Raw genomic sequence first — 26,355 nt, forward strand, 5'->3', positions numbered from 1 at the left:
CCATCGCGACGTTCCGAGGACGGACACCCCCCGGCGCGGCCCCGACCCACCACCCTGCGTCAGGCGCATACGCAGACGCACCCACCCCGCCCCAACCGCCGGAGGCACCCGGTAGGGTTCGCCTCCGGAAAGGGGAAGGTGAAGGCACCCGATGATCAGGGATCGCGACCCTCGAACGCTCCGCCCGCTTGGCCGGAGGACCCTCATATCGGCCTCGGTGACCGCTTTGTCGTTGACGGCGAGCGGATGCGTCGTCGTGCACGGCGAACGGGAGATCCTCCCGTCGACCACCCGCGCCGAAGCCGCCAAGGCCCTCCAGGAGTTCACGACCGCGTACAACGACGCCGACAAGGCCTACGACGCCTCCCTGGACGCCGAGCACACCACCGGCGCCCTCGCCGACATCGACTCGGCCCGTCTGAAGGCCGGCCAGAAGAACAACCCGGGCGGCAACCCGAACCACACGCCGCTGAAGCTGACGGACGCGAAGTTCACGATCCCGAAGAAGGCCGGCTGGCCCCGCTGGTTCGTCGTCGACGCCGCAGGCAACAAGGGCGGCACCGCCCGCTGGCTGCTCGTGTTCACCCGCAGCAGCCTCGACGACCCGTTCCAGGTCGCGTACCTGACCCTCGTCGCCCCCGGCAAGGTCCCGGAGTTCAAGAAGGACGCGGACGGCTGGGCCGAGTCGGTGCCGGTGAACTCGACCGGCCTGGCGGCCGACCCCGGCGACCTGAGCCAGACCTACACGACGTACCTGAAGAACGGCGGGCCCGTCTTCGCGGACGGCGCGCACACCAGCCAGTGGCGTGCCCTGCGCGAGAAGAACACCAAGAGGCCGGGCCTGGTCACCCAGTACATCGACGAGCCGCTGACGAACGGCGACTACGGGCCGCTGGCGCTGCGCACGACGGACGGCGGGGCGCTGGTGTTCTTCACCACGCGGCACTACGAGAAGCAGACGGCCTACGCGGGCACCACGTTCCCGACCCCCAACAAGGACGTGCTCGCCCTGACGACGGGCGAGATCAAGCAGTCCCTCACGCTGGAGTTCGTCTCCAACGAGGTGGCGCTGGATCCGAAGGGCCAGGGCAAGGTGACGATCCTGGGCCGGATCCAGGGAATGACCTCGGCGGAGGGCTCGTAGCCCGAGGGCTACGGCAGGTTCAGGGCCTCAGCGCCGCGAGGGCCACGCCGAGCCCGCGGAGTCGGCGTCGACGTACCGGCCGCAGACCTCCGTGAGCACCTCGAGCAGGCTCAACGGGTCCGGCAGCGCGTGCTCGGGCCCGCGTACCCACCGCACCGCCTGGCCGTCACCGGGCAGCCGGGCCGGCGGCACGAGGACGTAGGAGCCCCGGCAGTGCCAGCGCAGCCCGGGGTGCTCGTCCGCCGTCTCGGGGTGGGAGTCCAGCTCGCAGGGCCACCACTCGTCCTCGTCCTCGGGGGTGCCGCGGGTGAGGGTGAAGAAGAGCATGCGGCCGTCGTCGCTCTCGGCGACCGGACCGACCTCGACACCCTGCGCGAGCAGCCGCTCCAACGAATCGCGACCGGCATCCAGGGGCACGTCGAGGACGTCGTGCACCATGCCGGTCGCGGTGATGAAGTTGGCTTCGGGCTGATGGCGGGCCCAGCGCTCGATCTGGGCGCGGTCGGTGGTGGACTGCGTCTGCCAGGCGAAGGACACGGGGTGCCGGGCCGGGGTGGGACAGCCGACGCGGTCGCAGGAACATCGGTAACCGGCCGGGTGGGCGGCGGGTGCCAGGGGCAGTCCCGCGCCGGCGGCGGCGAGCAGCAGGGCCTCACGGCCGCCGTCACCGGCGGTCTCCTTCGGCCGGCGCCCGGCGCGCAGCCACTGGGTGAGTTTGCCCCACAGGCCGGTCCGGCCGCCGAACTCCGCGCTCATCTATCCCCTCGCCTCGCCGTCGTGCGGAACAGCATGCCCTATGGTCCCATCTTCCCTCGCACCGGGGGGCCAGTGCCCACATCCGGGGCAGGAGCTATGAGACGGGTACCGGTGGGGCGAGCGAGGCATATGCCGCACCGAGATCGGTGTCATTGCCCGCCCTGACCCGATATGTCGCCCTACCGTATCGCCATGGTCACAACGATCGCGCTGACGGGCCTGGCCACCGCGGCTTCCGTGGCCGCTTTGACCCTCGCGGGACACGGCACCGCACCGATGCCGCTGGAGTGGGGCACCGCCCCGCTGACGGTGGCGGCACTCCCCCGGATCACGTACGTCGCACACCGGGGCGGCGCCCACGAGGTCCCCGAGAACAGCATGTCGGGGCTGATGACCGCCTACCGGCGCGGTACGGCGCAGGTGCTGGACTTCGACACGCGGCTCCTGCGCGACGGCACACCGGTGGTGTTCCACGACGAGTCCCTGAACCGCACCACCTACCTGGGCGGTGCGGTGCGCGGCCTGGACGCCCGGGAGTGGCAGGGCGTACGGCTGCGCCCGAGGGACGTGCTGCCCGGGAGCTGGCGGTCGGAGCGGCCGCCGACGGTCGCGGAGGTCCTGGACCGTTTCGGCGGGCGGATCGTGCTGATGCTGGAGGCGAAGGATCCGCGGAGCCTGGACCGGCTGGCCGGCCTGATCCGGGCCCGTGGCCTGACCCGCTCGGTCTTCGTGAACTCCAACGACCCCGGGGTGGCCCGGCGCGCCCATCGCCTCGGCCTGCTCACCCAGGTGTGGCGCTCGGCGCGGCAGCTGCGCACGGACCGTCCTGAGCGCTGGCGGTCGTACGTCGATCTGCTGGACGTGGACCACCGGGCGCGCGACGCGGACCTGGTGCGGGCCGTGAACTCGGGGATCCCGCGGGTGTGGGCGCACACGGTGATGACGGACGCGCAGCGGGACCGGGTGCTGGAGCTGGGGTGCACCGGGGTGATCACGGACGCGCCGGGGCGGCTGGCGCGCATCGCCGAGCGGAAGGCCTGGCAGGCCCGGGAGGCCCGGGACGACGCCCAGCGGGACGCCCGGAGGGCCCTTCAGCGGGGCGCGAGGCCGTGAAGGGCGTAGTCGACGAGGGTGTCGGTGTACTCGTAGGAGATCGGGCCGGTGTACTGGAGCCAGCGCTGGGCGAGCGGGGAGACCCAGAGTTCGAGGGCGATGCGCGGGTCGACGTCCGGGCGGACCTGGCCGGCCTCCTGCGCGGAGCGCACCCGGTCGGCGTACATCTGGAGCGACGGTTCGAGGAGCTTGGCCACGGCGATGCGGCCCAGCTGCTCGTCGACCACTCCCTCGGCGGCCAGGGCGCGTGACGGGCCGTCGAAGCGGGGGTCCCGGAGCTGGTCGACGGTGAGGCGCAGGACGGCCTTGAGGTCGGCGGCGAGGTCACCGGTGTCCGGGATGGCGAACTCGTACTCCGGGCCGGCGTCCCGGGCCGCCTGTTCGCTCAGGTCGAGGAAGGCCTCCAGCAGGACATCGGCCTTGGAGGACCACCACCGGTAGATCGTCTGCTTGCCGACACTGGCCCGGGCGGCGATGCCCTCGATGGTGGTCTTGGGGTAGCCGACCTCCGCGACCAGCGTGAGGGCGGCGTCGTAGATGGCGCGACGGGACTTCTCGCTGCGCCGGGTGGAGTCGGGGGCGGACTGGGCGGATTTCTGTGCGGGCATGGATCGAACTTATCAGGTTGACAAGACGGTGCGTCTCGCCGACAGTGGAGAACATGCGAACGAGACGAGACGTCTCGTCAAATCAGTTCCACTCACAAGAGGAGCCCCGAAATGACCCGAGGCGGAGCCGGAAACATGCTGGGTGTCGGCGGATCGCGCAAGAACCTCGGCCGTAGGGAGCTGCGCGGCGGCGGCCGGGGCGGCCGGATCGGCGGCGGTCTCGACCCGCAGGCCCAGAAACGCGAGCTGCTGCGCAAGCTTCAGGAGAAGCGACAGCAACAGCGGGAAGCGCAGGAGGGCGGTACGACCGACCGGTCGTCGTGAGCCTCCCCCGCCCGGGGGAGACCGTCCCCTCGCGCGCGGGATCCTCCCGGGTCGTCCGGCGGATGTACTGAACCGGTCGCGGGACACCGCGACCGAACGGCGACCGACGGACACCCGGGAGGAAACACGATGGACGTGTGGACGAGACGACGGCTGCTCACCTCGGCGGTCTCGGCGGTCTCGGCGGCGGGCCTCGCCGCCACGGCGGCCGCACCCGCGCGGGCGACGGCCGGAAGGCCCCGGCCGTGGGACGCCGACATCGCGGACACCCTGCGGTCGCTGCCCGGGCTGCGGCTGATCGAGGAGCGGCAGGACGCCGAGCCGGGGTACCGCCACTTCGTCCTGGGCCTGCGCCAGCCGGTGGACCACACCGACCCCGCGGCCGGCACCTTCGAGCAGCGCCTCACCCTGCTCCACACCGCCGCCGACCGCCCCACGGTGCTGTTCAGCACCGGCTACCACGCGGTCCTCACTCCGCGGCTGACCGAACCGGCGACACTGCTGGGTGCCAACCAACTCCAGGTGGAACACCGCTACTTCGGCGTCTCACGCCCGGCGGACCCCGGCTACACCCACCTCACCATCCGCCAGGCCGCCGACGACCATCACCGTGTCGTCCGTCTGTTCCGCCGGGTCTACCCCGGCGCATGGCTCTCCACCGGCGGCAGCAAGGGCGGTATGGCGAGCGTCTACCACCGCCGCTTCCACCCCGGTGACGTGGACGGCACAGTGGTCTACTCGGCCCCGAACAACGTCGACGACCGCGAGGACTCCGCCTGTCTGCGCTTCCTGGAGACGGTCGGCACCGCGCCCGCACGCGACGCCGTCAAGGCCGCCCAGCGCCGGATGCTGGAGCACCGGGCCGAGCTGGTCGCCCGCTACGAGGCCTGGGCCTCCACCACCGGCGACACGTTCCGGATCATCGGCAGCGCGGACCAGGCGTTCGAAATCGCCGTGCTGCGGGTGCTGTTCATGTTCTGGCAGCGCGCGACTCCGGCCGACACCGCCGGGATCCCGGGCCCGGAGGCGACGACCGACGAGCTGTACGCGTGGCTGGACAACTGGGCGGGGCTGTCCCTGTACGCCGACACCGCGGCCGGGCGGTACATCCCGTACTGGTACCAGATCGGCACGCAGCTGGGGTACGGCGACGTCCCCACCGCCCACGTGGCTGACCTGCTGCGCCACCCGGACGGCATCGCGGCGCGCAACTTCGTCCCCCGGGACGTCCCCATGGTGTTCGACACGGCCGCCATGCCGGACATCGACCGCTGGGTCCGCCGCCGCGGCAGCCGGCTGCTGTTCGTCAACGGCGCCCAGGACCCGGCCGTGGCCGAGCACTTCCGGCCCGGGGGTGCCGACTCACGGCTCCTGTGGGTGCCGGGCGGCAATCACAGCGTCGACATCGCGAACCTGTCCCCCGCCGACCGGGCGTCGGCGGAGGCGGCGTTGTTCCGCTGGGCCGGTCCGGCAGGAGGCCGGTGATCAGAGGGCGGGCGGCCAGGCGTCGCCCCAGTCGGCGTCGCGGGCGGCCTTGTACAGGTCGCCGTGGCGCTTGGTCACGGTCGTGCGGTTCAGGGCCGGGTCCGTCTCGCAGAGGTCGAGGAGGACCTGGCCCTTGCGGATCTGGGGCTTGCGTACGACGCGTGCGGGGGCCGGTTCGACCGGGAAGCGGGCGGCCGCGACGTAGCTGAACTTCTCGTCCTCGTAGGGGAGGGAGCCGCCCTTGACCTGCCGGTGCAGGGAGGAACGGCTGACCCGGGCGGAGAAGTGGCACCAGTCCGTGCCCGGGGCGATGGGGCAGGCCGCGCTGTGCGGGCAGGGGGCGGCGACGCGGAAGCCGGCGGCGATCAGCCGGTCGCGGGCCTCGATGACACGGGCGTAGCCGTCGGGGGTGCCGGGTTCGACGATCACGACGGCCTGGGCGGCGGCCGCGGCGGCGTCGACGAGGGCGGCGCGGTCGGGGGCGGTCAGCTCGTTGAGGACGTAGGAGACCGTGACGAGATCAGTGCTCTCGAGGGTGAGGGCCGCTCCGATCCGGGAGCGCTGCCACCGTACGTCCCGCAGGGCCGGGCTGGCCGCGGCGATCTCCCGGCCCAGGGCCAGCGCGGGCTCGGCCCAGTCGAGCACGGTGACGGGCCGCTGCCCCTCCCAGGTCGAGGCCACGGCCCAGGCCGCGGCGCCGGTACCTCCGCCGACGTCCAGATGGCCCTCTGGCACCCACCCGGGCACGGCATCCGCGAACGCCTCCAGCGCCGACCGCACCGCCTCGAAGGTCGCGGGCATCCGATAGGCCGCGTAAGCGGCGACATCGGCCCGGTCCCGGAGGATGGGAGCGTCGGTGGGCGTGGCCCCGCGATAACTGGCGATCAGCCGCTCGACCGCCCGTGAGGCCTGCCGGGCCGGCAGCCCGTCGAGCAGACCGGCGAGAGCGGTTCGGAGAATTTCGGCGGCCGGGGCTGCGGGGGCGTTCACCCGGCGATTCTACGAGGGGCCCGAGCGGGCGGCAGAGAGCGGTGCTCTCAGATCCCCCGCACCGCTCGTGCCACCCGGGTCCCCGCCGCCGCCCTCGGTGCGCTGTCCGGGCGGCGCCGGCGCGGATGGACCGCGTTCGTCAGGAGGATCAGGAACGTGTCCGTCGCCGGGTCGAGGACGAGGGACGTGCCGGTGAAGCCCGTGTGGCCGGCCGCGCCGCGGCCGGCCAGGTCGCCCATGAACCACGGCTGGTCCAGGGAGAAGCCGAGGCCGGGCGGGGTGAAGAGGAGGTCGACGAAGTCGGGGCCGAGTATCCGGGCGGGGCCGTGGGAGCCGCCGGCCAGGAGGGTGCGGCAGAACACCGCGAGGTCCCGGCCCGTGGAGAACAGGCCCGCGTGGCCCGCCACACCGCCCAGCGCCCAGGCGTTCTCGTCGTGGACCTCGCCCCGCAGCATGCCCCGGTCCGCCTTGGCCCACGGCCGCCGCTGGTCCTCCGTGGCCGCCGCCCCGGGGCACGGCCCGAACTCCGTCGCCGTCATGCCCAGCGGCCGGGTGATGCCGTCGCGGACGAGGACGTCGAGGGTGCGGCCGGTGACGCGTTCCAGGACGTACTGGAGGAGGATCATGTTCAGGTCGGAGTAGCAGTACGTGCCGGGCACGCCGACCGGCGGCTCCGCCTGGAGCATCGCCAGCCGGTGCGCGGCGTCGGCGCAGTCGTACAGCGGGAGTTCGGGCCGCAGCCCGGAGGTGTGGGTGAGCAGCTGCCGTACGGTGAGGCCGTGCCGGGCCGCCGCCGTGAAGTCGGGCAGATACGCGCCCACCTTCGCGTCGATGCCCAGCGTGCCGCGCTCGATCTGCTGCACGGCGGCCACGGACGTGAACAGTTTCGTCAGGGACGCCAGGTCGAAGGGTGTGCCGACGGTCATCGGGACCCGGTCCTCGGCGGGCAGCTCCACACCGGCGTCGGCGTCCTCGTCGTAGGCCGCGTACCGCACGGCCCAGCCCGCCGCCTCCTCCACCGCGATCACGGGGCCGCGCCCGACGACCAGGACCGCGCCCGGTGCCCAGGGGCGCTGCCCGGTGGTGAGGACGTGGACCTCCCGGACGAGCTGACGCAGCTCCGCGGGGTCGAGTCCGGCCCGTTCCGGCGTGCCGTCGCGCAGTCTCGGTGCGCTCAGCTCTCTTCTCCCTCCACGCTCACGCGCGTGCTCTCCGTCTTCGAGGCCTTCCAGGGTCGGCACATTCCCACGAAGCAGGCCACTGCCACCAGTGCGGCGGCCAGTTGGACGACGGCCATCGGGACGGCGGTGTCCTCGCCGGCGACGCCGACGAGCGGGGAGGCGATGGCGCCGATGAGGAACGACGACGTGCCGAGCAGGGCGGACGCGGAGCCCGCGTTGTGCTTGGTGCGCATCAGGGCGAGGGCCTGGGTGTTGGGCAGGGTGATGCCCATCGCGGACATCAGCACGAACAGCGCGGCGGCGACGGGCGCGAGACCGACCTCGCCGAACACGCCCGTGGACATCAGCAGCAGCGCGGTCGCGGCGGTGATGACGATCGTCAGGCCGATGCCCAGCACCCGGTCCAGGCTGACCCGGCCGACCAGGATCTTGCCGTTGATCTGGCCGACGAGGACCAGCCCGACGGAGTTGACGCCGAACAGCAGGCTGAACGTCTGCGGGGAGGCGCCGTAGATCTCCTGGATGACGAACGGGGACGCCGAGATGTAGGCGAAGAGCGAGGCGAAGGCGAAGCCGCCGGTGAGGGTGTAGCCGGCGAAGGCCCGGTCGGCGAGCAGGCCGCGCATCGCGCGCAGGGCCTCGCCGACGCCGCCGCTGTGGCGCTCGGCGGGCGGCAGGGTCTCGGGCAGCTTCGTCCAGACCAGGACGCCGATCGCGATGCCGATGCCGGTGAGGACGACGAACACGCCCCGCCAGTCCGTCACGCGCAGGACCTGTCCGCCGATCAGCGGCGCCACGATCGGGGCGACCCCGGAGATCAGCATCAGGGTGGAGAAGAAGCGGGCCATGGCCATGCCGTCGTAGAGGTCGCGGACGACGGCCCGGGCGATGACGATCGCGGCGGCGCCCGCGAGGCCCTGGGCCAGCCGGAAGGCGACCAGGAGTTCGACGGTGGGGGCGAGGGCGCACAGGACGGTGGCGACGACGAAGACCGCGAGACCGGCGAGCAGCGGGCGGCGGCGGCCCCAGCGGTCGCTCATCGGCCCGACGACGAGCTGGCCGAGCGCCATGCCGGCCAGGCAGGCGGTGAGCGTGAGCTGGACGGTCGCGGCCGGGGCGTGCAGGGAGCGGGTGACCTCCGGCAGCGACGGGAGGTACATGTCCATCGCCAGCGGCGGTACGGCCGTCAGGCTGCCGAGGAGAAAGGTGACGAGGAGCCCGGTGCGGCGGTGCGACGCGAGGTCGGGGCGCTCCGTGCCTGCTGCGGCCCCCTGTGCGGTGTTCGATATGGACGCCCCACCCTCGGGCATGAGTCCCTCCCTGTTCGATTCGATCGCCCCCTATGCTCTCAGCTCGTACGGACTGCTCGGGGTCACAAGGTGAAGGCGGGGCGGTAATGACGGCTGACACGGTGCGGTGGGGGATCCTGGCGACCGGCGGGATCGCGGCCGCGTTCACGGCGGATCTGTTCGACCTGCCGGACGCGGAGGTCGTGGCGGTGGCCTCGCGGTCCGAGGAGTCGGCGAAGGCGTTCGCGGAGCGGTTCGGGATACCCCGGGCGTACGGCGACTGGAACGCGCTGGCACGGGACGAGGACATCGATGTCGTCTACGTCGCCACGCCGCACACCGCGCACCGGACCGCCGCCGGTCTGTGCCTTGCGGCCGGGCGGAACGTGCTGTGCGAGAAGCCGTTCACGCTGAACGTCGGCGAGGCGGCGGAACTCGTCGCACTGGCGCGGGAACACGGGCGCTTCCTGATGGAGGCGATGTGGATGTACTGCAATCCGCTGGTGCGGCGGCTGAAGTCGCTGGTGGACGACGACGCCATCGGCGAAGTGCGCAGTGTGCAGGCCGATTTCGGGCTGGCCGGCCCCTTCCCGCCCTCGCACCGGCTGCGGAACCCGGAGCTGGGCGGGGGTGCGCTGCTCGATCTCGGCGTGTATCCGGTGTCGTTCGCGCAGCTGCTGCTCGGGGAGCCGTCGGACATCGCCGCGCGAGCGGTGCTCTCCGAGGAGGGCGTCGATCTCCAGACGGGAGCCCTGCTCTCCTGGGAGAGCGGCGCTCTCGGGTCGGTGCACTGCTCCATCGTCGGCGGTACGGCGACCTCCGCCTCGGTCACCGGCTCGCGGGGCCGGATCGACATCCCTGGCGGCTTCTTCTTCCCGGACCGATTCGTGCTGCACCGGGACGGCCGTGACGCCGAGGAGTTCACGGCCGACCCGGCGGACGGGCCGCGCAACAGCCTGCGCCACGAGGCCACCGAGGTGATGCGCGCCGTACGCGCCGGCGAGACCGAGTCGCCGCTCGTCCCGCTCGACGGCACGCTCGCGGTGATGCGGACGCTCGACGCGATCCGGGAACGCGTCGGCGTCCGCTACCCGGGTGAGACGGGCGAGTACCCCGGCGGGGCGGGCGAGCCGCGCCTCACGCCGGCTTGAGCCCCTGCTCCCCCACCTCGGTCACGAAGGACGCGGCCGTCGTGACGGGCGCCCCCTGCGTGGTCACATAGGGCACGGTCTTGAAGTCGGCCCGCGCCGACTCCTGCCCCAGCGCGACCGTCACATAGCCGCGCCGCCCGTTGAAGAACTTCAGATGCGGGTTGGCGCCCATGTAGGTGCCCCAGGTCGGGGGCTTGTCGGCGCCGTCCCCGCCGCTGGAGATCGAGGTCGCCACGATCTCCGTACCGAGCGTGGCCGAGGACTGGTCGGCGAAGTCGTCCTTGATGTCGAAGGCGTACGCCGAGTGGACGTCGCCGCTGAGCACCATCAGGTTCTCCACGCCGGCGGCCTTCGCCCCGTCGAGGACGCGCCGGCGTGAGGCGCTGTAGCCGTCCCAGGCGTCCATCGACACCCGTGACGGGGTGGTCGCGTCCATGTGCCGCCGGGCGAACATGACCTGCTGCGGTACGACGTTCCACAGCGCCCGTGAGGAGCGCCAGCCGTCGAGCAGCCACCGTTCCTGCGTGGCGCCGGTCATGGTGCGCGCCGGGTCGTCGGACTCGGGTCCTGGGACGTGCGCCTTGTCGCCGTAGGCCTGGTCGGAGCGGTACTGGCGGGTGTCCAGGACGTCGAACTGGGCGAGGCGGCCCCAGCGCAGCCGACGGTAGAGCTGCATGTCCGGTCCGGCCGGGCGCTGCGGGCGGCGCAGCGGCTGGTTCTCCCAGTACGCGCGGTAGGCGGCGGCGCGGCGCAGCAGGAACTCCTCCGGCGGGACGTCGTTCTCGGGGATCTCGTCGGCGTAGTTGTTCTCGGTCTCGTGGTCGTCCCAGGTGACGACGAAGGGGTGCGCGGCGTGTGCGGCGCTGAGGTCGGGGTCGGACTTGTAGAGGGCGTACCGCAGCCGGTAGTCCTCCAGGGTCAGCGTCTCGCGGTTGAACAGGTCGGGCAGCGTGCGGTCGGTGTAGTTGCGCCGGCCGCCGACGGAGTTGACGGCGTACTCGTAGAGGTAGTCGCCGAGGTGGAAGACGAGGTCGACGTCGTCGTCGGCGAGATGGGCGTACGGCGTGTAGTAGCCGTCGGTGTAGGCCTGGCAGGAGACGGCGGCGAGGGTGAGTCCCAAGACGCGGCTGCCGGGGTCCGGGGCGGTGCGGGTGCGGCCGGCCGGGCTGACCCAACGGCCGACGCGGAAGCGGTAGTAGTAGCCGCGGCCGGCCTCAAGGCCGCTCGCCTCGACGTGGACGGTGTGGTGGAACTCGGGGTGCGCGGTGACGGTGCCGCGCCGGGCGACGCGGCGGAACCGCTCGTCGTGGGCCAGCTCCCACTGGACGGTGACGCGCTCGGCGGGCAGTCCGCTGTCGGCCCGGAACGGGGCGGGCGCGAGGCGGGTCCACAGGATCACGGAGCCGGGCAGCGGGTCGCCGGAGCCGACGCCCAGCGTGAACGGGTTCTCGGTGATCCGCGCGGCGTCGAGTTCGGCGGCGGCCGCGACTCCGGCCGAGGGCAGATTGGTCGCGAAGGCCAGCGCGGCGGCGGCCCCGGTGGTGGTGAGGAAGCCGCGGCGACCGATGTGCCGGGCGGCCGCGCGGAGTTCGGGGGCGTGCTGGGACGGGCGTGCTGCGGGTGTCATCCGGTCCTCCCCTTGCGAATGGCTGCAAGGGGCATTGGAGTGGCCGGGGTCGACACCCGGTCGACGTGTACACCGCACCCACGTGACGGACGGATGAGTTCCGGATGGCGGGGCCTCCCGTACGCTGCGGGCCCATGAATGCCAAGGAAAATGCAGTCGCGGTGGTGACCGGGGCGGGTTCCGGTATCGGCCGGGCGGTCGCCGTGGAACTGCTCCGCGCGGGCTGGTCGGTGGCGCTGGCGGGCCGGCGCGTCGAGACACTGGAGGAGACGGCGGCCCTGGCGCCCGGGGGCGCGGCTCTCGCCGTACGGACGGACGTCTCACGGCCCGAGGACGTGTCCGCCCTCTTCACCGGCACCGTCGGGCGCTTCGGGCGGGTCGACCTGCTGTTCAACAACGCGGGCACGTTCGGGCCCGGCGGCGTGCCGGTCGAGGAGCTGCCCTACGACGCGTGGCGGCACGTGGTGGACACCAACCTCAACGGGGCGTTCCTGTGCGCGCAGGCGGCGTACCGGCAGATGAAGGAGCAGGACCCGCGGGGCGGGCGGATCATCAACAACGGGTCCATCTCGGCGCACACGCCCCGGCCGCACTCGGTGGCCTACACGGCGACGAAACACGCGCTGACCGGCCTGACGAAGGCGCTGTCGCTGGACGGGCGGCCGTACGGGATCGCGGTGGGGCAGATCGACATCGGCAACGCGGCGACCGACATGACGTCCCGTATGCAGACGGGAGCGCTGCAGGCGAACGGTGAGGTGGCACCGGAGCCGGTGATGGACGTGGCCGATGTGGCCCGCACGGTGCGGCACATGGCGGAGCTGCCGCTGGAGGCGAACGTGCAGTTCGCGACCGTGCTCGCTACGGCGATGCCGTACATCGGGCGCGGCTGAGCACCGGCCGCGCGGTCGTCAACTCGTCAACCTGCACAACCGGAATAACAACGTCCGCACTATTGCGGCCGGTCGGGCGCTTATGCTCAACTCTCCTACACCAAAGCTTCACACTTGGAGCATAGAGCTTCCGTCGACCACATCCAGGGGGGAGGCGGCAGTCGTTCCACGGCACCGGGTGGGGGTGGACCCCGCGTGGGACCGCGGGGTACGCACCGGTACGTGGAACGACTGCCGCACAACGTGCGGCGCGAGGAACGGGGCGGTGTCCCTCAGGCCTGTCCGGTCTCGAAGCGGGAGATCCTGCCGTCGTCGTCGACCGTGAAGCTCCAGCGGGTGCGCATCTCGCCCCAGGTGTCGTTGTTGTAGTGGGCGATGAGGGAACGGCCGTCGTTGGACTCGCTGTCGACCTGCATATGGCCGTGCGAGAAGAAGATCTCCCGGTCCACCCAGTCGGTCAGGTCGCGGTCGGAGCCGTCGTCCGCCATGGTCGCGCCCGGCGCGAGGAGCTCCATGAAGCCCTCGCGGTCGTGGTTGTTCACGGCGGTCACGAAGGCGCGGACGGCCGGGTCACTGAGGCGCGTGGTCTGAATCGTCATACCGGTCAGCCTCGTGCCGGCCGGTGGACCACGCCACCCGTGCCACCCGAACGGCGTCCGTGGCGGCTCCGCCGGGTGTCACGGGAGGTCGGGGGTGCGACGGTGGGAAGACGACGAGATTGCTCCGCTGTTCCTGCTGTCTGCTCCGGGAGACGACGTGAGGCGTTACGACCGACGTGATCTGGGCCTGCTGCTGCTCCGGCTGGGGACGGGCGGTGTGCTGGCCGCCCACGGCACGCAGAAGCTGTTCGGCTGGTTCGGCGGGGGCGGCATCGAGGGCACCGGGCAGTTCATGGAGTCCGTCGGCTACGTCCCGGGCAAGGTGAGCGCGACGGCCGCCGGCCTCGCGGAGACCGGCGGCGGCACACTGCTGGCCCTGGGCCTGGCCACTCCGGCGGCCGGTGCCGCGGCGGCCGGCGCGATGGCGGGGGCGGCCGCGGTGCACACGCCGAACGGGTTCTTCAACCAGGGCGGCGGCTACGAGTACGCGGCGACGCTGGGCCTGACGGCCGCCGGCCTGGCCGTCACCGGCCCGGGGCGGCTCTCCCTGGACCATCTGCTCGGGCACGCGGTGAACCGGGGCTGGATGATTCCGGCGGCGTTCGCCACGGCGGCGGCCGGGACCGTGCTGGTCGTGGGGGCGCGCACCAGCCGGCTGCGGAAGGCGAGGGAGGGCGAGCAGGACCCGCTGTTCGACGAGGAGTACCTGGAGTAGGGCCGCGGGCCGGGCGTTGTCAGACCCTCGTGGCAGGCTGCCGCCCCATGAACGATCAGACATCGCCCGGACCCGATCTGTGGGCCACCATCGACACCCTGTGGGAGTGGCTCGACACCAACGGCCCCGTCGAGGGCCGCGAGGGCCTTCTCCTGCGCATTCTGAAGCTGTCGGAGGAGGTCGGGGAGGTCGCCGAGGCGGTGATCGGCGCGACCGGCCAGAACCCGCGCAAGGGCATGACCCACGGCTGGGACGACGTCCGGTCGGAACTGTGCGACGTGGTGATCACGGCGCTGGTGGCCCTGCGGACCCTGTCGCCGGACGCGCGCGAGGTGTTCGCCCGGCATCTGGAGCGGGTGGCGGAGCGGTCGCGGGCCTCGCCGGGCTGATCACCCGATACTCGACAACACCCCGCCCCCGCCGCTTCGTCGGGCTACGCTGCGAATGAATATGCCGAGCGGCCGAATCCTGGCCCTGCCGGGTTGAGGAGTTGGGTGACGGGGGTGGACTTACGGTTCCGGTCCCTGGTGGTCGCGCACGCCGTGTCGGCCTACGGGACCTATCTGAATCTGATCGCGCTCAGCCTGTTCTCGTACGAGGTCACCGGTAGCGCCCTGGGCGTGGGCGCGGTGATGGCGGTGCGGCTGCTGGCCGGGGTCACGGCCGGTCTCACCGCCGGGGTCGTGACCGCCGGGCTCACCCGCCGGACCGTCATGGTGGCCACGGACCTCGCCCAGACCCTCGCCATGGTGCTGCTCGCCCTCTGGGCGTCGCGCACGCCGCTGTGGGTGCTGCTCGCGGCGGTGGTCGTGCTGGGCGCGGGGAACACGTACTTCAACGTCGCCCTGCGCAGCGCGGTTCCGGTCATGGTCGGGCAGCACGACCGCGCCCGGGCGAACGGGGTGCTGGTCACGGCCCGGTCCGTTGCCACGGTGCTGGGCTTCGCGTCGGCCGCGCCGGTCATCTCCCTCGGCGGCTTCGGCGTCGCGTTCGGGGTCAACGCGGCGAGCTTCGCGGTGTCCGCGGGCGCGGTGCTGCTGCTCCGGCCGCGTACGGACAGCGACGGCGAGAGCGACACCGGCGGCGACGCGGGCGCCACGGAAGACGGTCGGGCCACGGAAGACGGCCGGGCCGGGTCCTCGCTGAAGCGTGAGGGGTGGCTGCGACGCCGAATCGCGGGCCTCGCGGGCCCGTTGCTCGGCCTGATCGCGCTGCGAGGGCTCGACGCGCTGTCGTCCGCGTCGCACAACGTCGCCCTGCCCCTGGCGGCGCACGCGGCCGAGCCGTCCGACCCGGCCGTGTTCATGGCCCGGTTCTGGGCGGCGTGGGCGGTGGGCACCCTGCTCGCCCACCAGGTCCTCAAGCGCCGGTCGCACGGGACGTCCTGGGGCGAGCGCGCGTTCGCCGTCGGCACCTGCGCGATGTCGCTGTGCTTCGTGGCCGCGTTCACCGGACTGCCCTCCCCGGCCCTGATCGCGGCGGCCGTGGCGGCCGGGTTCGCGGACGGCTGGACCGAGATCGTCTACACCTCGCGCCTCCAGGCGGCCCCCGACCGGCAGCGCGGCCGGCTGTTCGGACTGTCCGCCACCGCCGAGCAGTCCGGGTTCGCGCTCGGCACGATCGCCGCCGCGGCCGCGCTCGAGGGCCTGCCCGCGCTCGCCGTCGTGGGTGTCTTCCACGGGGCCGCGGCGTGCGGGGCGCTGACTCTGCTGCTGCTCACCGTCCGGCGGCGCGACGCGCGTAGAGACCAGGACCACTCAGACCGATCGTCCATCAGCGGGGAAAAGGAAGAGGACACGCATGGAACGTCTAAGGGGGCACGCCCTCTGCCGGGGCCCTGAGCCCGAGCGCACCGAGGCCGATCCGGTCGACGCCGTGCGGGCGCTGCTGAGCGCCGCCCGTTCCGCTTCCGGCGGAGCCGTCGTCACCGTCGCCGCCGACGGCACCACGATCTCGCGGTCGTATCCCGAACTGCTGGACGCGGCCCGCCGTATGCTCGCCGGCCTGCGGACCCATGGGCTGCGCCGCGGCGACACGGTGGTGCTGTGCGGGCTGCCCCTGGCCGAGTTCTTCCCCGCCTTCTGGGCCTGTGTGCTGGGCGGTGCCCTGCCGGTGGCCATCGCCGAGCATCCCGCGCCGGGCTCCCCGGCCTTCGAACGTCTGCGGCAGGCCTGCGCGTTACTCGACCGGCCGCTGGTCCTGACCGACGCGCCCGGCGCCGCGGCGCTCGCCCACGCCACGCCCGCACCGCGCGTCGTCCTCGCCGGGGACTGCCTGAACGCGCCGGCCGGGGACACCGACGACGACCACGTCACGCCGGACCCGTCCGACACCGCCCTGCTGATGCTGTCCTCGGGCAGCACCGGCGCACCGAAGGCGGCGCGGTTGACCCACGCCGGGCTCGCCGACTTCGCCGCGAGCAGCCGGCGGATCCTCGACGTCCGCCCGGACGACACGATGGTGAACTGGCTGCCGGTCGACCACAGCGGCGCCTTTCTGCTCTACCACCTGCTCGCGGTCTTCACCGGCTGCACCAACGTCCACGCGCCCACCGAGCAGGTGCTCACCGACCCGCTGCGCTGGCTCGACCTGCTCCACGAACACCGGGCGCGGCACAGCTGGGCGCCCACCTTCGCCTACCGGCTGGTCGCGGACGCGCTCGCCGAGCGGCCCGACGGCCACTGGGACCTGGGCGGCCTCAAGTCCCTGCTGTGCGGGGGCGAGCGGGTCGTGCTGCCGGTGCTGCGCCGCTTCCTCGACGCGACGGCCCCGTACGGGGTGCGCGAGGAGCACATCGCGCCGGCCTGGGGCATGGCCGAGACGGTCACGGCCGTCACCTACGGCCGGCTCGACCGGCCCGGGACCGTGCACCGCCTGCTCAAGAGCAGCCTGGGCGGCGACCTGGTCCCGGCCGGTGCGGACACCCCGGACGCCGACTGCGTCACCTTCGTCGCGTCCGGCTCGCCCGCGCACGGCGTCACCCTGCGCGTCGTCGACGACCAGGGCGACCTCGCCCCGCCGGGCCGGATCGGGCGGCTCCAGGTCCACTCCGCCGCGCGGCTCACCCCCGGCTACGTCGACAACCCCGAGGCGGACGCCGCGGCCTACCCCGCCGGGCGGGACTGGCTGGACACGGGCGATCTGGCCTTCCTCGACAGCGGCCAGGTCGTCATCACGGGCCGGCGCAAGGACCTGATCATCCTCAACGGCCACAACGTGTACTCCCACGAGGTGGAGGAGACCGCCACCGCCGTCGACGGCGTCCGGCAGGGCGAGATCGCCGCCTGCGGCATCCCGCATCCGGAGCGGGGCACGGAGGAACTCGCCGTGTTCTTCGTCAGCCGCGGCGCCCCCGAGGACCAGCGGATCACCGCGGAGCTGAAGAAGGCGCTGTTCACCCGCCTCGGACTCACCGCCGCGTACGTCCTGCCCGTACCGGCGGACGAGTTCCCGCGCACCCCGGCGGGCAAGGTGCGCCGCGCCGAACTCCAGAGCAGGCTGATCGACGGCGGCTTCGGCGGCACGGCCCCGGCTGCCCCGACGGACGCGGACACCGTGACCCGGGCCGTCCGGCCGGACGCGGACACCGTGACCCGGGCCGTCCGGGAGGAACTGGCCGCCGTGCTGGGCGGCCCGGTCGACGCGGACGTGCCGTTCTACGAACTCGGCCTGACCTCCGTACTGCTGGTGCGCCTGCGGAACCGGCTGGCGGAACGTCTCGGCATACCGATCGCGCAGACCGCGTTCTTCGAGCATCCGACGGTCACGGCACTCGCCGCGCATCTCGCGAGCGGGCCGGTGACGGCGGCCGGGCCCGAGGCGGTCACCAACGAGGTCACCTCCCCCGAGCGACGCATCGCCGTCATCGGACTGGCTCTGCGCTTCCCCGGCGCGCATTCGGCGGAGGGGTTCTGGGCCAACTTGCGAGACGGCGTGGACAGCGTCCGGGTGTTCGACGCGCCGCAGCCCATGACATCCGGCCACGTGCCCGTCGCCGGGGTCCTCGACGGCGTCGAGGAGTTCGACCCGGACTTCTTCGGGTTGAGCCCGAAGGAGGCCGGGCTCACGCATCCCGCGCACCGGCTGTTCCTGGAGTGCTGCCACCAGGCCCTGGAGGAAGGCGGCCACGCGGCGACCGCGCCGGGCGTCAGGGTCGGGGTGTTCGCCGGGTCGGGCATGAACCTCTACGGCCATCAGCAGCCGTCCGTCACCGGCTCGCCGTACGACCCGTCCGACCCGGCCGCCGGAATGCAGACGGCCATCGGGCAGGAGCCGGACTTCCTCGCCACCCGGGTCGCCTACCGGCTCGGTCTCACCGGCCCGGCGATCGGTGTGCAGACGGCCTGTTCCACGTCGCTGGTCGCCGTGCACCTGGCGGTCCAGGCGCTGCTGACCGGCGAGACGGACCTGGCACTGGCGGGCGCGGCGGCCGTGCATCTGCCCCAGGAGACCGGCTATCACAGCCACCCCGGCTCCATCCTGTCCCCCACCGGGCGGTGCCGCGCCTTCGACGCGGAGGCCGACGGCACGGTCGGCGGCAACGGCGTGGCCGCCGTCCTGCTCAAGCGCCTCGACCGGGCGCTGGCCGACGGCGACACCGTGCACGCGGTGATCCTGGGCTCCGCGGTCAACAACGACGGCGCCGCCAAGGTCGGCTTCAGCGCCCCCGGCGTCGAGGGACAGGCCGATGTCGTACGGCAGGCCCTGCGCAGGGCCGACGTACCCGCCGAGACGATCTCGTACGTGGAGGCGCACGGCACGGGAACGCGGCTGGGCGACCCGGTGGAACTCACCGCGCTGGCCCGGGTGCTGGGCGAGAACGCGAGGCGATCGGGCCGTCCCGGCGGTTGTGTCGTCGGCTCGGTGAAACCGAACATCGGGCACCTCGACAGCTGTGCCGGAATGGCCGGGCTCATCAAAACGGTCCTGATGCTCAGCCACCGCACCCTGGTGCCGACACCGCATCTGAACCAGCCCAACCCGGAACTCCCCCTGGCGGACGGCACCTTGACGCTGGCCACGGAGCTGCGGCCCTGGACGGTGCCGGACGGCGTGCCCCGCCGCGCCGGGGTCAGCGCGCTCGGCGTCGGCGGCACCAACGCCCATGTGGTGCTGGAGGAGGCCCCGCCCGCTCGCCCCCGACCCGCTCTCGATTTTCCCGTGCTGGTCCCCGTGTCGGCCCGCGACACCGAGGCCCTCGCCGAACTCACGGCCGGGCTCCGCGACCGGCTGCTGGCCCGGCCGGACCTCCCGGCCGCCGATGTGGCCGCCACCCTGGCGCTCGGCCGGCCGCAGCGCGCGGCACGCACCGCCGTGGTCGGCCGCACGGCCGGCGAACTCGCCCGCGCGCTGGAGGAGGACGACCGCTCCGAGGCCTCCGAGGTCTCCGCTCCCGGCCCGGTCGCCTTCGCCTTCCCTGGCCAGGGCAGCGCCCGCCGCGGCATGGCGAGCGGCCTGTACGCCACGCACCCGGCCGCACGGGGCACGCTCGACCGGTGCGAGAAGTTCTACGCCGGGGAGTTCGGCGGAAGTCTGCTGGAACCACTGCTGGCCGCCCCCGCGCTCGCCGATCCCACCGGTCTCGCCGGTCCCTCCACAGAAGACGACATCTGGCCCACCGAGACCGCGCAGGCCGCCCTCTTCGCCCATCAGGCGGCGCTGGCGGACGCCTGGCGGGCCGCCGGAATACGCCCCGGACTTCTGCTCGGCCACAGCGTCGGCGAGTACGCCGCGCTGTACGCGGCCGGCGCCCTGGCCCTGGAGGACGGGCTGCGGCTCACTGCCTGGCGCGGGCGCCTCATGCAGGCCCGCTGCCCGGCCGGGGGCATGCTCGCCGTCCGGACCGACCGGGCCACCGCCCAACGGGTCGCGGACGCCGCCGGTGCGGAACTCGCCGCCGTCAACGGCCCGCGCGCCCAGGTGCTCTCGGGCCCGCCGGGGGCCCTGAGGGAGGCGGCACGACTGCTCGACCTGGACGGCCTGCGGTGGCGTGCGCTGCCGGTCGACCGGGCGTTCCACTCCGCGGACATCGACAGCGCCCTGGACGAGTTCCGGACCCGTGCGCGCGAGGTGACGTACCGGCCGCTGCACATCCCCTTGGTGACCACGGCCGACGGCGAGCCGCGCCCGCCGGGCTGGACGGTCGACGTGGACTACCTCTGCCGGCAGGCCCGGCAGCCGGTCCGCTTCGACCTCGCCATGGACACCGCCGTCGAGCAGGGATTCCGGGACTTCGTGGAGATCGGCGCCGGGCGCACCCTCACCGGGCTCGGCCGGCACTGCGTTCCCGACAGCCGCTGGCTGAGCGGGCAGGGCGAAGGGGACGGGGCCGCCGAGCAGGCGCACGGTCTCCTGACGGCGCTCGGCTCGCTGTACCGCAGGGGTGCCGACCTGGACTGGCGGGCGCTCCTCGGCGACGACGCCGGCCGGGTGCCGCTCCCCGGGCATCCCCTGCGGCGGAGCAGGGTGCCGTACCGAACGGAAACGCCGGTGGCGGCAGCTGAGCGGCCCGCACCTCACTCTGATGAAGTCGTGGATTTCATAAGGCAGTTGACGGCGGACAAGCTGGGCCGCTCGACCGCCGACGTCACCCCCGACAGTTCCTTCTTCGAGCTCGGCGCCGACTCGCTCTCCCTGATGAGCATGACGACCGAGCTGGAACAGCGGTACGGCGTCCGGGTCCCGGTCCGGGAGGTGTTCGACTCGGCCGACACACCGCGCAGGCTGGCAGAACGGGTCGCGCGGCTGCGAGGGGTCCCAGGCGAAAGCGACGCGCCGGTGGTGCGGGAGCCCGTGGTGCGGGAGCCGGTCGCGCAGGAGCCCGTGGTACGGGAGCCCGTGGCCGAGGACCCACCGCCGGCTCCCGCCGCTCCGCAGGAGGTCTCCCCCGACCTCCACGCCCTGTTCGGTCAGCAGCTACGCCTGGCGGAGCAACTCGTCGACCAGGTCGGCGACATGATCTCCCGCCAGCTGGACGTACTCGCGGCAGCGCCCGGCACCACGACGGCGCCCGCCCAGCCACCGGTACCCGTTGCCAAGCCCACTCCCGCCCCCGCCCCCTCCTCCTCAGAGACGTTCGACTTCAGCCTCTACTTCTTCGGCGACTACCCCGAGCACACCGACCACGACAAATACGGCCTGATCATGGCCGCCGCCGACTTCGCCGACCAGCACGGCTTCCACGCCCTGTGGTTCCCCGAGCGGCACTTCAACTCCTTCGGCGCGCTCTTCCCCAACCCCTCCGTCCTCGCCGCTGCCCTCGCCGCACGGACCAGCCGGGTCCGGCTGCACGCCGGTTCCGTGGTGCTGCCGCTGCACCATCCCGCCCGGGTCGCCGAGGAGTGGTCGGTCGTCGACAACATCTCCGGCGGCCGGACGGGCCTGTGCTTCGCGAGCGGCTGGCACGCCACCGACTTCGCGCTCGCCCCGGAGAACTTCGGCCGGCACCGCGAGGTGATGTACGAGCACCTGGCGGCCGTACGGGACCTGTGGTCGGGGCAGCCGCTGCGGACGACGGCGGGCGACGGCACACCGGTGGAGGTCCGCCTGCATCCGCGCCCCGTACAGGAACGGCCGCCGATGTACGTGGCCGTCGTCGGGAACCCGGACAGCTACCGCCGGGCGGCCGCCGAGGACCTCGGCGTGGTCACCAATCTGATGACGCAGACGGTGGAGCAACTGGCCGAGAACATCGCCCTGTACCGGCGCTGCCGTGCCGAGCACGGTCTGGACCCGGCGGCCGGGCGGGTCGTGGTGCTCGTGCACACATACCTGGAGGACGACGCGGAACGGGCGCGGGCCGAGGCGTACCGGCCGTTCCTGTCGTATCTGCGATCCTCCCTCTCCCTCTTCGACCAGGTCACCAACAGTCTCGGCTTCCAGGTGGATCTGGAGAACACCCCGGAGGAGGACGTGGAGTTCCTCCTGGGACGCGCCTACGAGCGCTACTGCGACTCCCGCGCGCTGATCGGCGACGAGCGGACGGCGGCGGAGACCGTAGGGCGGCTGCTGGCGGCCGGAGCGGACGAGATCGCCTGCTTCGTGGACTTCGGCGTACCCAGGGAGAAGGTGCTGGCGGCGCTGCCGGTGCTGGACCGGGTGAGACGGACAACGCCGCCCAGTACGGCGGCGCGGGCCCTGCCCGAGCCCCGCCGTACTACGTCCCGCACCCCCCTCACCCCGGCCCAGCGCCGTATCTGGTTCCTGGAGCAACTGCACCCGGGCACCGCCATGTACCACGAGCCCAAGGCGATCCGGCTGGACGGCCCCCTGGACGTACCGGCGCTGCGCTGGGCGCTGGACCGGGTGGCCGACCGGCACCCGGCGCTGCGCACGGTCTTCGGTGACACGGCCGGTGTCCCGTACCAGGAGATACGCGACCGTATGCCGCTCGACTGCCCGGTGGAGGACCACACGGGGTCGACGCCGGAGGAGGCCCTGCGGGCGACACTCGCGGCGGACCACGGACTCGACCTCGCCTCGGGCCCGCTGGTCACGGCCCGCCTGATCCGCCTGGCCCCGGACCGCCACCTGCTCTTCCTCATGGCGCACCACATCGTCTTCGACTCGTCGTCCACAGCCGTGCTGGCCCGCGATCTGGCCGCGTACTACCGGGCCCGGCGGGGCGGAGGTTCCGCACCGGGACCACTGTCCGAACCGCCGGCGTCCGCCGAACCGGACCCCGCGTCACTCGACTTCTGGCGGCAGCGCCTCGGCGGCGCACCGGAGCTGGCCCTGCCCACCGACCGGCCCCGTCCGCCGGTCAGGTCGGGAGCGGGCGCGAGCCTCACGCACGCCCTCGACGGGGAACTCGTAGGCGGTCTGCGGACATTCGCCGCCCGCCACCGCGCCACGCTCTTCATGACGCTGACCGGCGCGATCGGCGCGGTCCTCGGCCGGTTCAGCGGGCAGCGGGACGTGGTGATCGGCACCGCGGTCGCCGCGCGTCCCGCCGGCGCCGAGGACCATGTGGGCCTGTTCCTCGACACCGTGCCGCTGCGCCTGGACCTCACCGGCGACCCGGACTTCCCGGCCCTGCTGCACCGGGTCCGCGAGAGCAGCACCTCGGCGTACGAACACAGTGGCGTCCCCTTCGACGAGCTGGTGGGCGCGCTCAATCCGCGTCGCGACCCGGGCCGCAATCCGCTGTTCCAGGTGATGGTGGAGTACGAGAACGAGGGCGAGGCCCCCTTCGACCCGCCGAGTCTGACGGCCACCCTGCTCGACGTGCCGAGCGCCCGTGCCCCGTTCGACCTCAGCGTCTACCTCACCCATCACGCGGGCGGCGTCCGGTTCATGGTCGAGTACGACACGGCCCTGTTCGACGAGACCACGGTGCGCCGTTTCGTGGACTACGTCGAGCAGGTGCTGCGCCGCGCCCTGGCCACCCCCGACGCGCCGCTCCCCGAACTGACCGCCCTCACCGCCGCCGACCGCGAGTCCCTGGCCCGCTGGGAGCACCCGCCCGGCGTGGCCGACGCGGAGTCCCCAGGCACCCTGCACGGCCTGTTCGAGCGGCAGGCCCGCCGCACCCCGGAGGCCGTGGCGCTGATCAGCGGGGAAGAGCGGCTCTCCTACGCGGACCTGGACGCGGCGGCCGACCGCCTCGCCCGGCAGCTCCGCACCCGGGGAGCGGCACGCGGGGAACGGGTGGCGGTGCTCCTGCCGCGCGGCCCGCAGCTGATCACAGCGCTGCTCGCGGTGCTCAAGAGCGGGGCGGCGTACCTCCCCCTGGACCCGTCCCTCCCCACCCCCCGTCTCTCACTGCTGCTCGCCGACACCGCCCCCGTCCTCCTGCTCACCTCCGACGCCGCCCTCGCCGGGCACCCGGACCTGGCGACCGGGCTGCCCGTCCAGCGGGTGGAGCAGGTGGACGACACGCTCCCCACCGGGCCCGTACCGGAGGGAGCCCGCCCGGAGGATCCGGCGTACTGCATCCACACCTCGGGCTCGACCGGCCGGCCGAAGGGCGTCGTCGTACCCCATCGAGGCCCGGCGAACCTGGTCCAGGGGCAGCTGAGCCGCCACCCGGCGCTCCGCACCCTGCAGTGGACGTCACCGGCGTTCGACGTGAGCGTGCAGGAGATCTTCACGACCCTGGCCTCGGGGGCCGCGCTGGTCCTCGTCGACGACGCCGTACGGCACGACCCGGCGGCGGTGGCCGAGGCCGTGCGCCGTCACGAGGTGCAGCGGATGTTCATGCCCTGCACCCCGCTGAAGTACCTGATGGAGACCGCCCCCGAACTGCCGTCCCTGCGCGAGCTGTTCTCCGCCGGTGAGGCGCTCCAGCTCACGGCCGCGTTCCGCCGCTTCCTCGCCACGCACCCGCACTGCGCGCTGTACAACCAGTACGGCCCCACGGAGACGTCGGTCATCGTCACCTCGCACCGCGTCGACCCGGACGGCGGGGAATGGCCGCCGATCGGCACCCCGGTGCCGGGGGCACGCGTCCTGCTGCTGGACGGCGCGGGCCGGCAGGTACCGGTCGGGGCGGTCGGAGAGATCCATGTGGGCGGGACGCCGGTGGCGTACGGCTATCACGACCGCCCCGCCGAGACCGCCGCGGCCTTCCTCGACGACGGCACGGGCGGGGTGCTGTACCGCACGGGCGACCTGGGCCGTCTGCGGACGGACGGCACCCTGGACTACCTGGGCCGTGCGGACGACCAGGTCAAGATCCGCGGCTACCGGGTCGAACCCGGCGAGATCCAGGCGGCGTTGACGGCGCTGCCGGCCGTCCGGGACGCGGCGGTCCTCACCCGCCGCGACCGCCACAGCGACACGGAACTGGTCGCGTACGTGGTCCCCACCGACCCGGCAGCCGGCCTCCACCCCCTGCGCGCCGCACTCGCCGTCGACCTGCCCGACCACCTGGTGCCCCGCCGCTGGGTGCCACTGGACCGCCTCCCGGTGAACGCCTCGGGCAAGCTGGACCGCACGGCCCTGCCCGAGCCGGGCGACGGCTCCGGCGGGGACCCGGATGCCACGCCGGCCACGGCCCTGGAGAAAACATTGCACGACCTGTGGCGTGAGGAGCTGGACGCGGACCCGGTCCCGGTCACCACGTCGTTCTTCGAACTCGGCGGCCACTCCCTGAGCGCTATCAGGCTGCTGAACCGCATGCGGGACGAGGCCGGCGTCGACCTCACGATGGCCGACTTCTTCCTGGATCCGACCGTCCGGGGCATCGCCGCACGGGGCCGTGTCGTGGACACCGCGCCGATGCCGTCCACCCTGCGCCGGCTGTGGCGCCGCCACCACGCGCTCGCCGACCCGAGCGTCTACAACATCGCCCACCGCATGGACCTGCGCGGCGAGGTGGACCCCGACTCCCTGCACCGGGCCCTCACCGATCTGGTGGCCCGCCATCACGCCCTGCGCAGCCGCTCCGTCCCGCGGCAGGACGGGGAGTACGCGGTGGAGATCCTGGCGGAGATCCCGGTACCGCTGCCGATCACCGACCTCAGGGGTGCGCCGGCGGACGCGGTGGACCGCTGGTGCGACGAGCAGGTGTCCACTCCCTTCGCGATGGACCAGGCCCCGCTGCACCGCTTCCGCCTGGCGCGGGTCGCCCCGGACCACTGGATCCTGGTGACGGTCTTCCACCACGCGGTCTGCGACGGCTGGTCCCTGGGCATCATCCGGGGCGACCTGGAGGAGCTGTACAACGCCCGACGAGCGGGAAGGCATCCTCAACTACCCGGCGATACTAGCCAGTTCACGGACTTCGCCCGATCGGAACACGCACTGCCGGACGACCGCAGGACGGCCCTGGAACGCTTCTGGCGCACGGAACTCGAAGGCATCCCCCTGCGCCCGCCCCTCCCCTACGACCACCCGCACCCCGGCACGCTGTCCGGCCGGGGCGCCCTGCACACCTGGGTCATCGACGATGACACCCCCGCCCTCCTGGCCGACACGGCGACCCGGCTGGGCACTACCACCTACACGGTCCTCGCGGCCCTGTTCGCCAGGTGGCTGGGCGACCTGTGCGGCGAGGAGAACGACATCGTCCTGGCGGCGTCGAGCGCGAACCGTGTCCGACGTGACAGTGCGGAGATCGTGGGCATCCTGGGTGATGCCGTACTGCTGCGGGCCCGACTCGGCGAGGCCGAGACCTTGGCCGACCTGGTCGCGCAACTCGGCACCTCCCTCTTCACGGCCCTCGACCACCAGGAACTCCCCCTGACGGACGTGGTGTCCCTGGTGTCACCCGACCTGAAGGGAGCCCTGTTCCCCACGGTCCTGTTCACGGTGATCACCACGGAGCCACCGGCCCTGGACCTCCAGGGCGTGGCGGCTTCCGTGCAGGCCCTCCCCGTCGAGGGCGTGGCGCGCAACGAGCTGTACGTGGTGATCGCCCCGGAGGCCGACCGCGTCACGGTCACCTTCGAGTACTCGACGGACCTGTTCAGCGGGGAGACCGTCGAGGCGTGGGCCAGGTCGTTCACCCGGTTCCTGAGGGGGTAGGCCGGGCGTCAC

At 73.0% G+C, this 26,355-nt stretch carries 17 protein-coding genes; 10 read left to right on the forward strand and 7 right to left on the reverse strand.

Annotation, left to right across the window (positions count from 1 at the left end):
- Positions 1-151 precede the first annotated feature (151 nt).
- Positions 152-1,144, forward strand: a complete 993-nt coding sequence (locus tag ACWIF2_RS03915; RefSeq protein ID WP_454358438.1) for a hypothetical protein — start codon at positions 152-154, stop codon at positions 1,142-1,144.
- 27 nt (positions 1,145-1,171) lie between these two features.
- Here the strand turns inward: ACWIF2_RS03915 and ACWIF2_RS03920 are convergent, their stop codons facing one another.
- Positions 1,172-1,900, reverse strand: a complete 729-nt coding sequence (locus ACWIF2_RS03920; RefSeq protein WP_454358439.1) for a bifunctional DNA primase/polymerase — start codon at positions 1,898-1,900, stop codon at positions 1,172-1,174.
- Positions 1,901-2,092: 192 nt separating this feature from the next.
- Here ACWIF2_RS03920 and ACWIF2_RS03925 point away from each other — a divergent pair, with 192 nt between their 5' ends.
- Positions 2,093-3,013, forward strand: a complete 921-nt coding sequence (locus ACWIF2_RS03925; protein WP_454358441.1) for a glycerophosphodiester phosphodiesterase — start codon at positions 2,093-2,095, stop codon at positions 3,011-3,013.
- Here ACWIF2_RS03925 and ACWIF2_RS03930 read toward each other — a convergent pair.
- The gene (locus tag ACWIF2_RS03930) at positions 2,992-3,621 is read right to left on the reverse strand and encodes a TetR/AcrR family transcriptional regulator (protein ID WP_454358442.1); all 630 of its coding nucleotides are present in this window, start codon (positions 3,619-3,621) and stop codon (positions 2,992-2,994) included. The two genes, ACWIF2_RS03925 and ACWIF2_RS03930, sit on opposite strands and share 22 nt — an antisense overlap.
- 111 nt (positions 3,622-3,732) lie before the next feature.
- Between ACWIF2_RS03930 and ACWIF2_RS03935 the strand changes: the two genes are divergently transcribed.
- Both ACWIF2_RS03935 and ACWIF2_RS03940 read left to right on the forward strand, forming a co-directional pair.
- Entirely contained in the window at positions 3,733-3,945 is a 213-nt protein-coding gene (locus ACWIF2_RS03935) for a DUF6243 family protein (RefSeq protein ID WP_454358444.1), read from the forward strand.
- Between the two features lie 129 nt (positions 3,946-4,074).
- Positions 4,075-5,430 (forward strand): S28 family serine protease, encoded by a 1,356-nt coding sequence (locus ACWIF2_RS03940; protein WP_454358445.1) that lies wholly within the window; start codon positions 4,075-4,077, stop codon positions 5,428-5,430.
- Here ACWIF2_RS03940 and ACWIF2_RS03945 read toward each other — a convergent pair whose 3' ends face one another.
- Genes ACWIF2_RS03945 through ACWIF2_RS03955 form a run of 3 tightly spaced genes read right to left on the reverse strand, consistent with a single transcriptional unit; the run spans position 5,431 to position 8,911 of the window.
- Positions 5,431-6,420 carry a small ribosomal subunit Rsm22 family protein gene (locus ACWIF2_RS03945; RefSeq protein ID WP_454358447.1) on the reverse strand — a complete coding sequence of 330 codons (990 nt, stop codon included), beginning with the start codon at positions 6,418-6,420 and terminating at the stop codon, positions 5,431-5,433. It lies immediately after the preceding gene.
- A gap of 47 nt (positions 6,421-6,467) precedes the next feature.
- A complete protein-coding gene (locus ACWIF2_RS03950) occupies positions 6,468-7,661 on the reverse strand; it encodes a serine hydrolase domain-containing protein (protein ID WP_454358449.1) in 1,194 nt (397 codons plus the stop codon).
- On the reverse strand, positions 7,595-8,911 hold the full coding sequence (locus tag ACWIF2_RS03955) for a multidrug effflux MFS transporter (protein ID WP_454358450.1): 1,317 nt from the start codon (positions 8,909-8,911) through the stop codon (positions 7,595-7,597). Before ACWIF2_RS03955 ends, ACWIF2_RS03950 begins: the two co-directional genes overlap by 67 nt.
- 86 nt (positions 8,912-8,997) lie before the next feature.
- Here ACWIF2_RS03955 and ACWIF2_RS03960 point away from each other — a divergent pair, with 86 nt between their 5' ends.
- The gene (locus ACWIF2_RS03960; protein WP_454358452.1) at positions 8,998-10,041 is read left to right on the forward strand and encodes a Gfo/Idh/MocA family protein; all 1,044 of its coding nucleotides are present in this window, start codon (positions 8,998-9,000) and stop codon (positions 10,039-10,041) included.
- Here the strand turns inward: ACWIF2_RS03960 and ACWIF2_RS03965 are convergent.
- Positions 10,028-11,668 carry an alkaline phosphatase D family protein gene (locus ACWIF2_RS03965; protein ID WP_454358453.1) on the reverse strand — a complete coding sequence of 547 codons (1,641 nt, stop codon included), beginning with the start codon at positions 11,666-11,668 and terminating at the stop codon, positions 10,028-10,030. The two genes, ACWIF2_RS03960 and ACWIF2_RS03965, sit on opposite strands and share 14 nt — an antisense overlap.
- A gap of 134 nt (positions 11,669-11,802) precedes the next feature.
- On the opposite strand from ACWIF2_RS03965, the gene ACWIF2_RS03970 reads away from it, so the two are divergent.
- A complete protein-coding gene (locus tag ACWIF2_RS03970) occupies positions 11,803-12,561 on the forward strand; it encodes an SDR family oxidoreductase (RefSeq protein ID WP_454358454.1) in 759 nt (252 codons plus the stop codon).
- A gap of 272 nt (positions 12,562-12,833) precedes the next feature.
- Here ACWIF2_RS03970 and ACWIF2_RS03975 read toward each other — a convergent pair whose 3' ends face one another.
- A complete protein-coding gene (locus tag ACWIF2_RS03975; RefSeq protein ID WP_454358455.1) occupies positions 12,834-13,160 on the reverse strand; it encodes a nuclear transport factor 2 family protein in 327 nt (108 codons plus the stop codon).
- A 157-nt stretch (positions 13,161-13,317) separates the two neighbouring features.
- Here ACWIF2_RS03975 and ACWIF2_RS03980 point away from each other — a divergent pair, with 157 nt between their 5' ends.
- The 4 genes from ACWIF2_RS03980 (at position 13,318) to ACWIF2_RS03995 (ending at position 26,343) form a co-directional block, all read left to right on the forward strand.
- Positions 13,318-13,875 (forward strand): DoxX family protein, encoded by a 558-nt coding sequence (locus ACWIF2_RS03980; RefSeq protein WP_454358456.1) that lies wholly within the window; start codon positions 13,318-13,320, stop codon positions 13,873-13,875.
- 47 nt (positions 13,876-13,922) lie between these two features.
- Positions 13,923-14,264: a MazG-like family protein gene (locus tag ACWIF2_RS03985; RefSeq protein WP_454358457.1), complete on the forward strand. Its 342-nt coding sequence runs from the start codon at positions 13,923-13,925 to the stop codon at positions 14,262-14,264.
- 114 nt (positions 14,265-14,378) lie between these two features.
- Positions 14,379-15,716 (forward strand): MFS transporter, encoded by a 1,338-nt coding sequence (locus ACWIF2_RS03990; RefSeq protein ID WP_454358459.1) that lies wholly within the window; start codon positions 14,379-14,381, stop codon positions 15,714-15,716.
- Positions 15,676-26,343 (forward strand): amino acid adenylation domain-containing protein, encoded by a 10,668-nt coding sequence (locus ACWIF2_RS03995; protein ID WP_454358460.1) that lies wholly within the window; start codon positions 15,676-15,678, stop codon positions 26,341-26,343. Before ACWIF2_RS03990 ends, ACWIF2_RS03995 begins: the two co-directional genes overlap by 41 nt.
- The last annotated feature ends 12 nt before the right edge of the window (positions 26,344-26,355 follow it).

This window comes from Streptomyces sp. NPDC055506 (genome assembly GCF_053643595.1).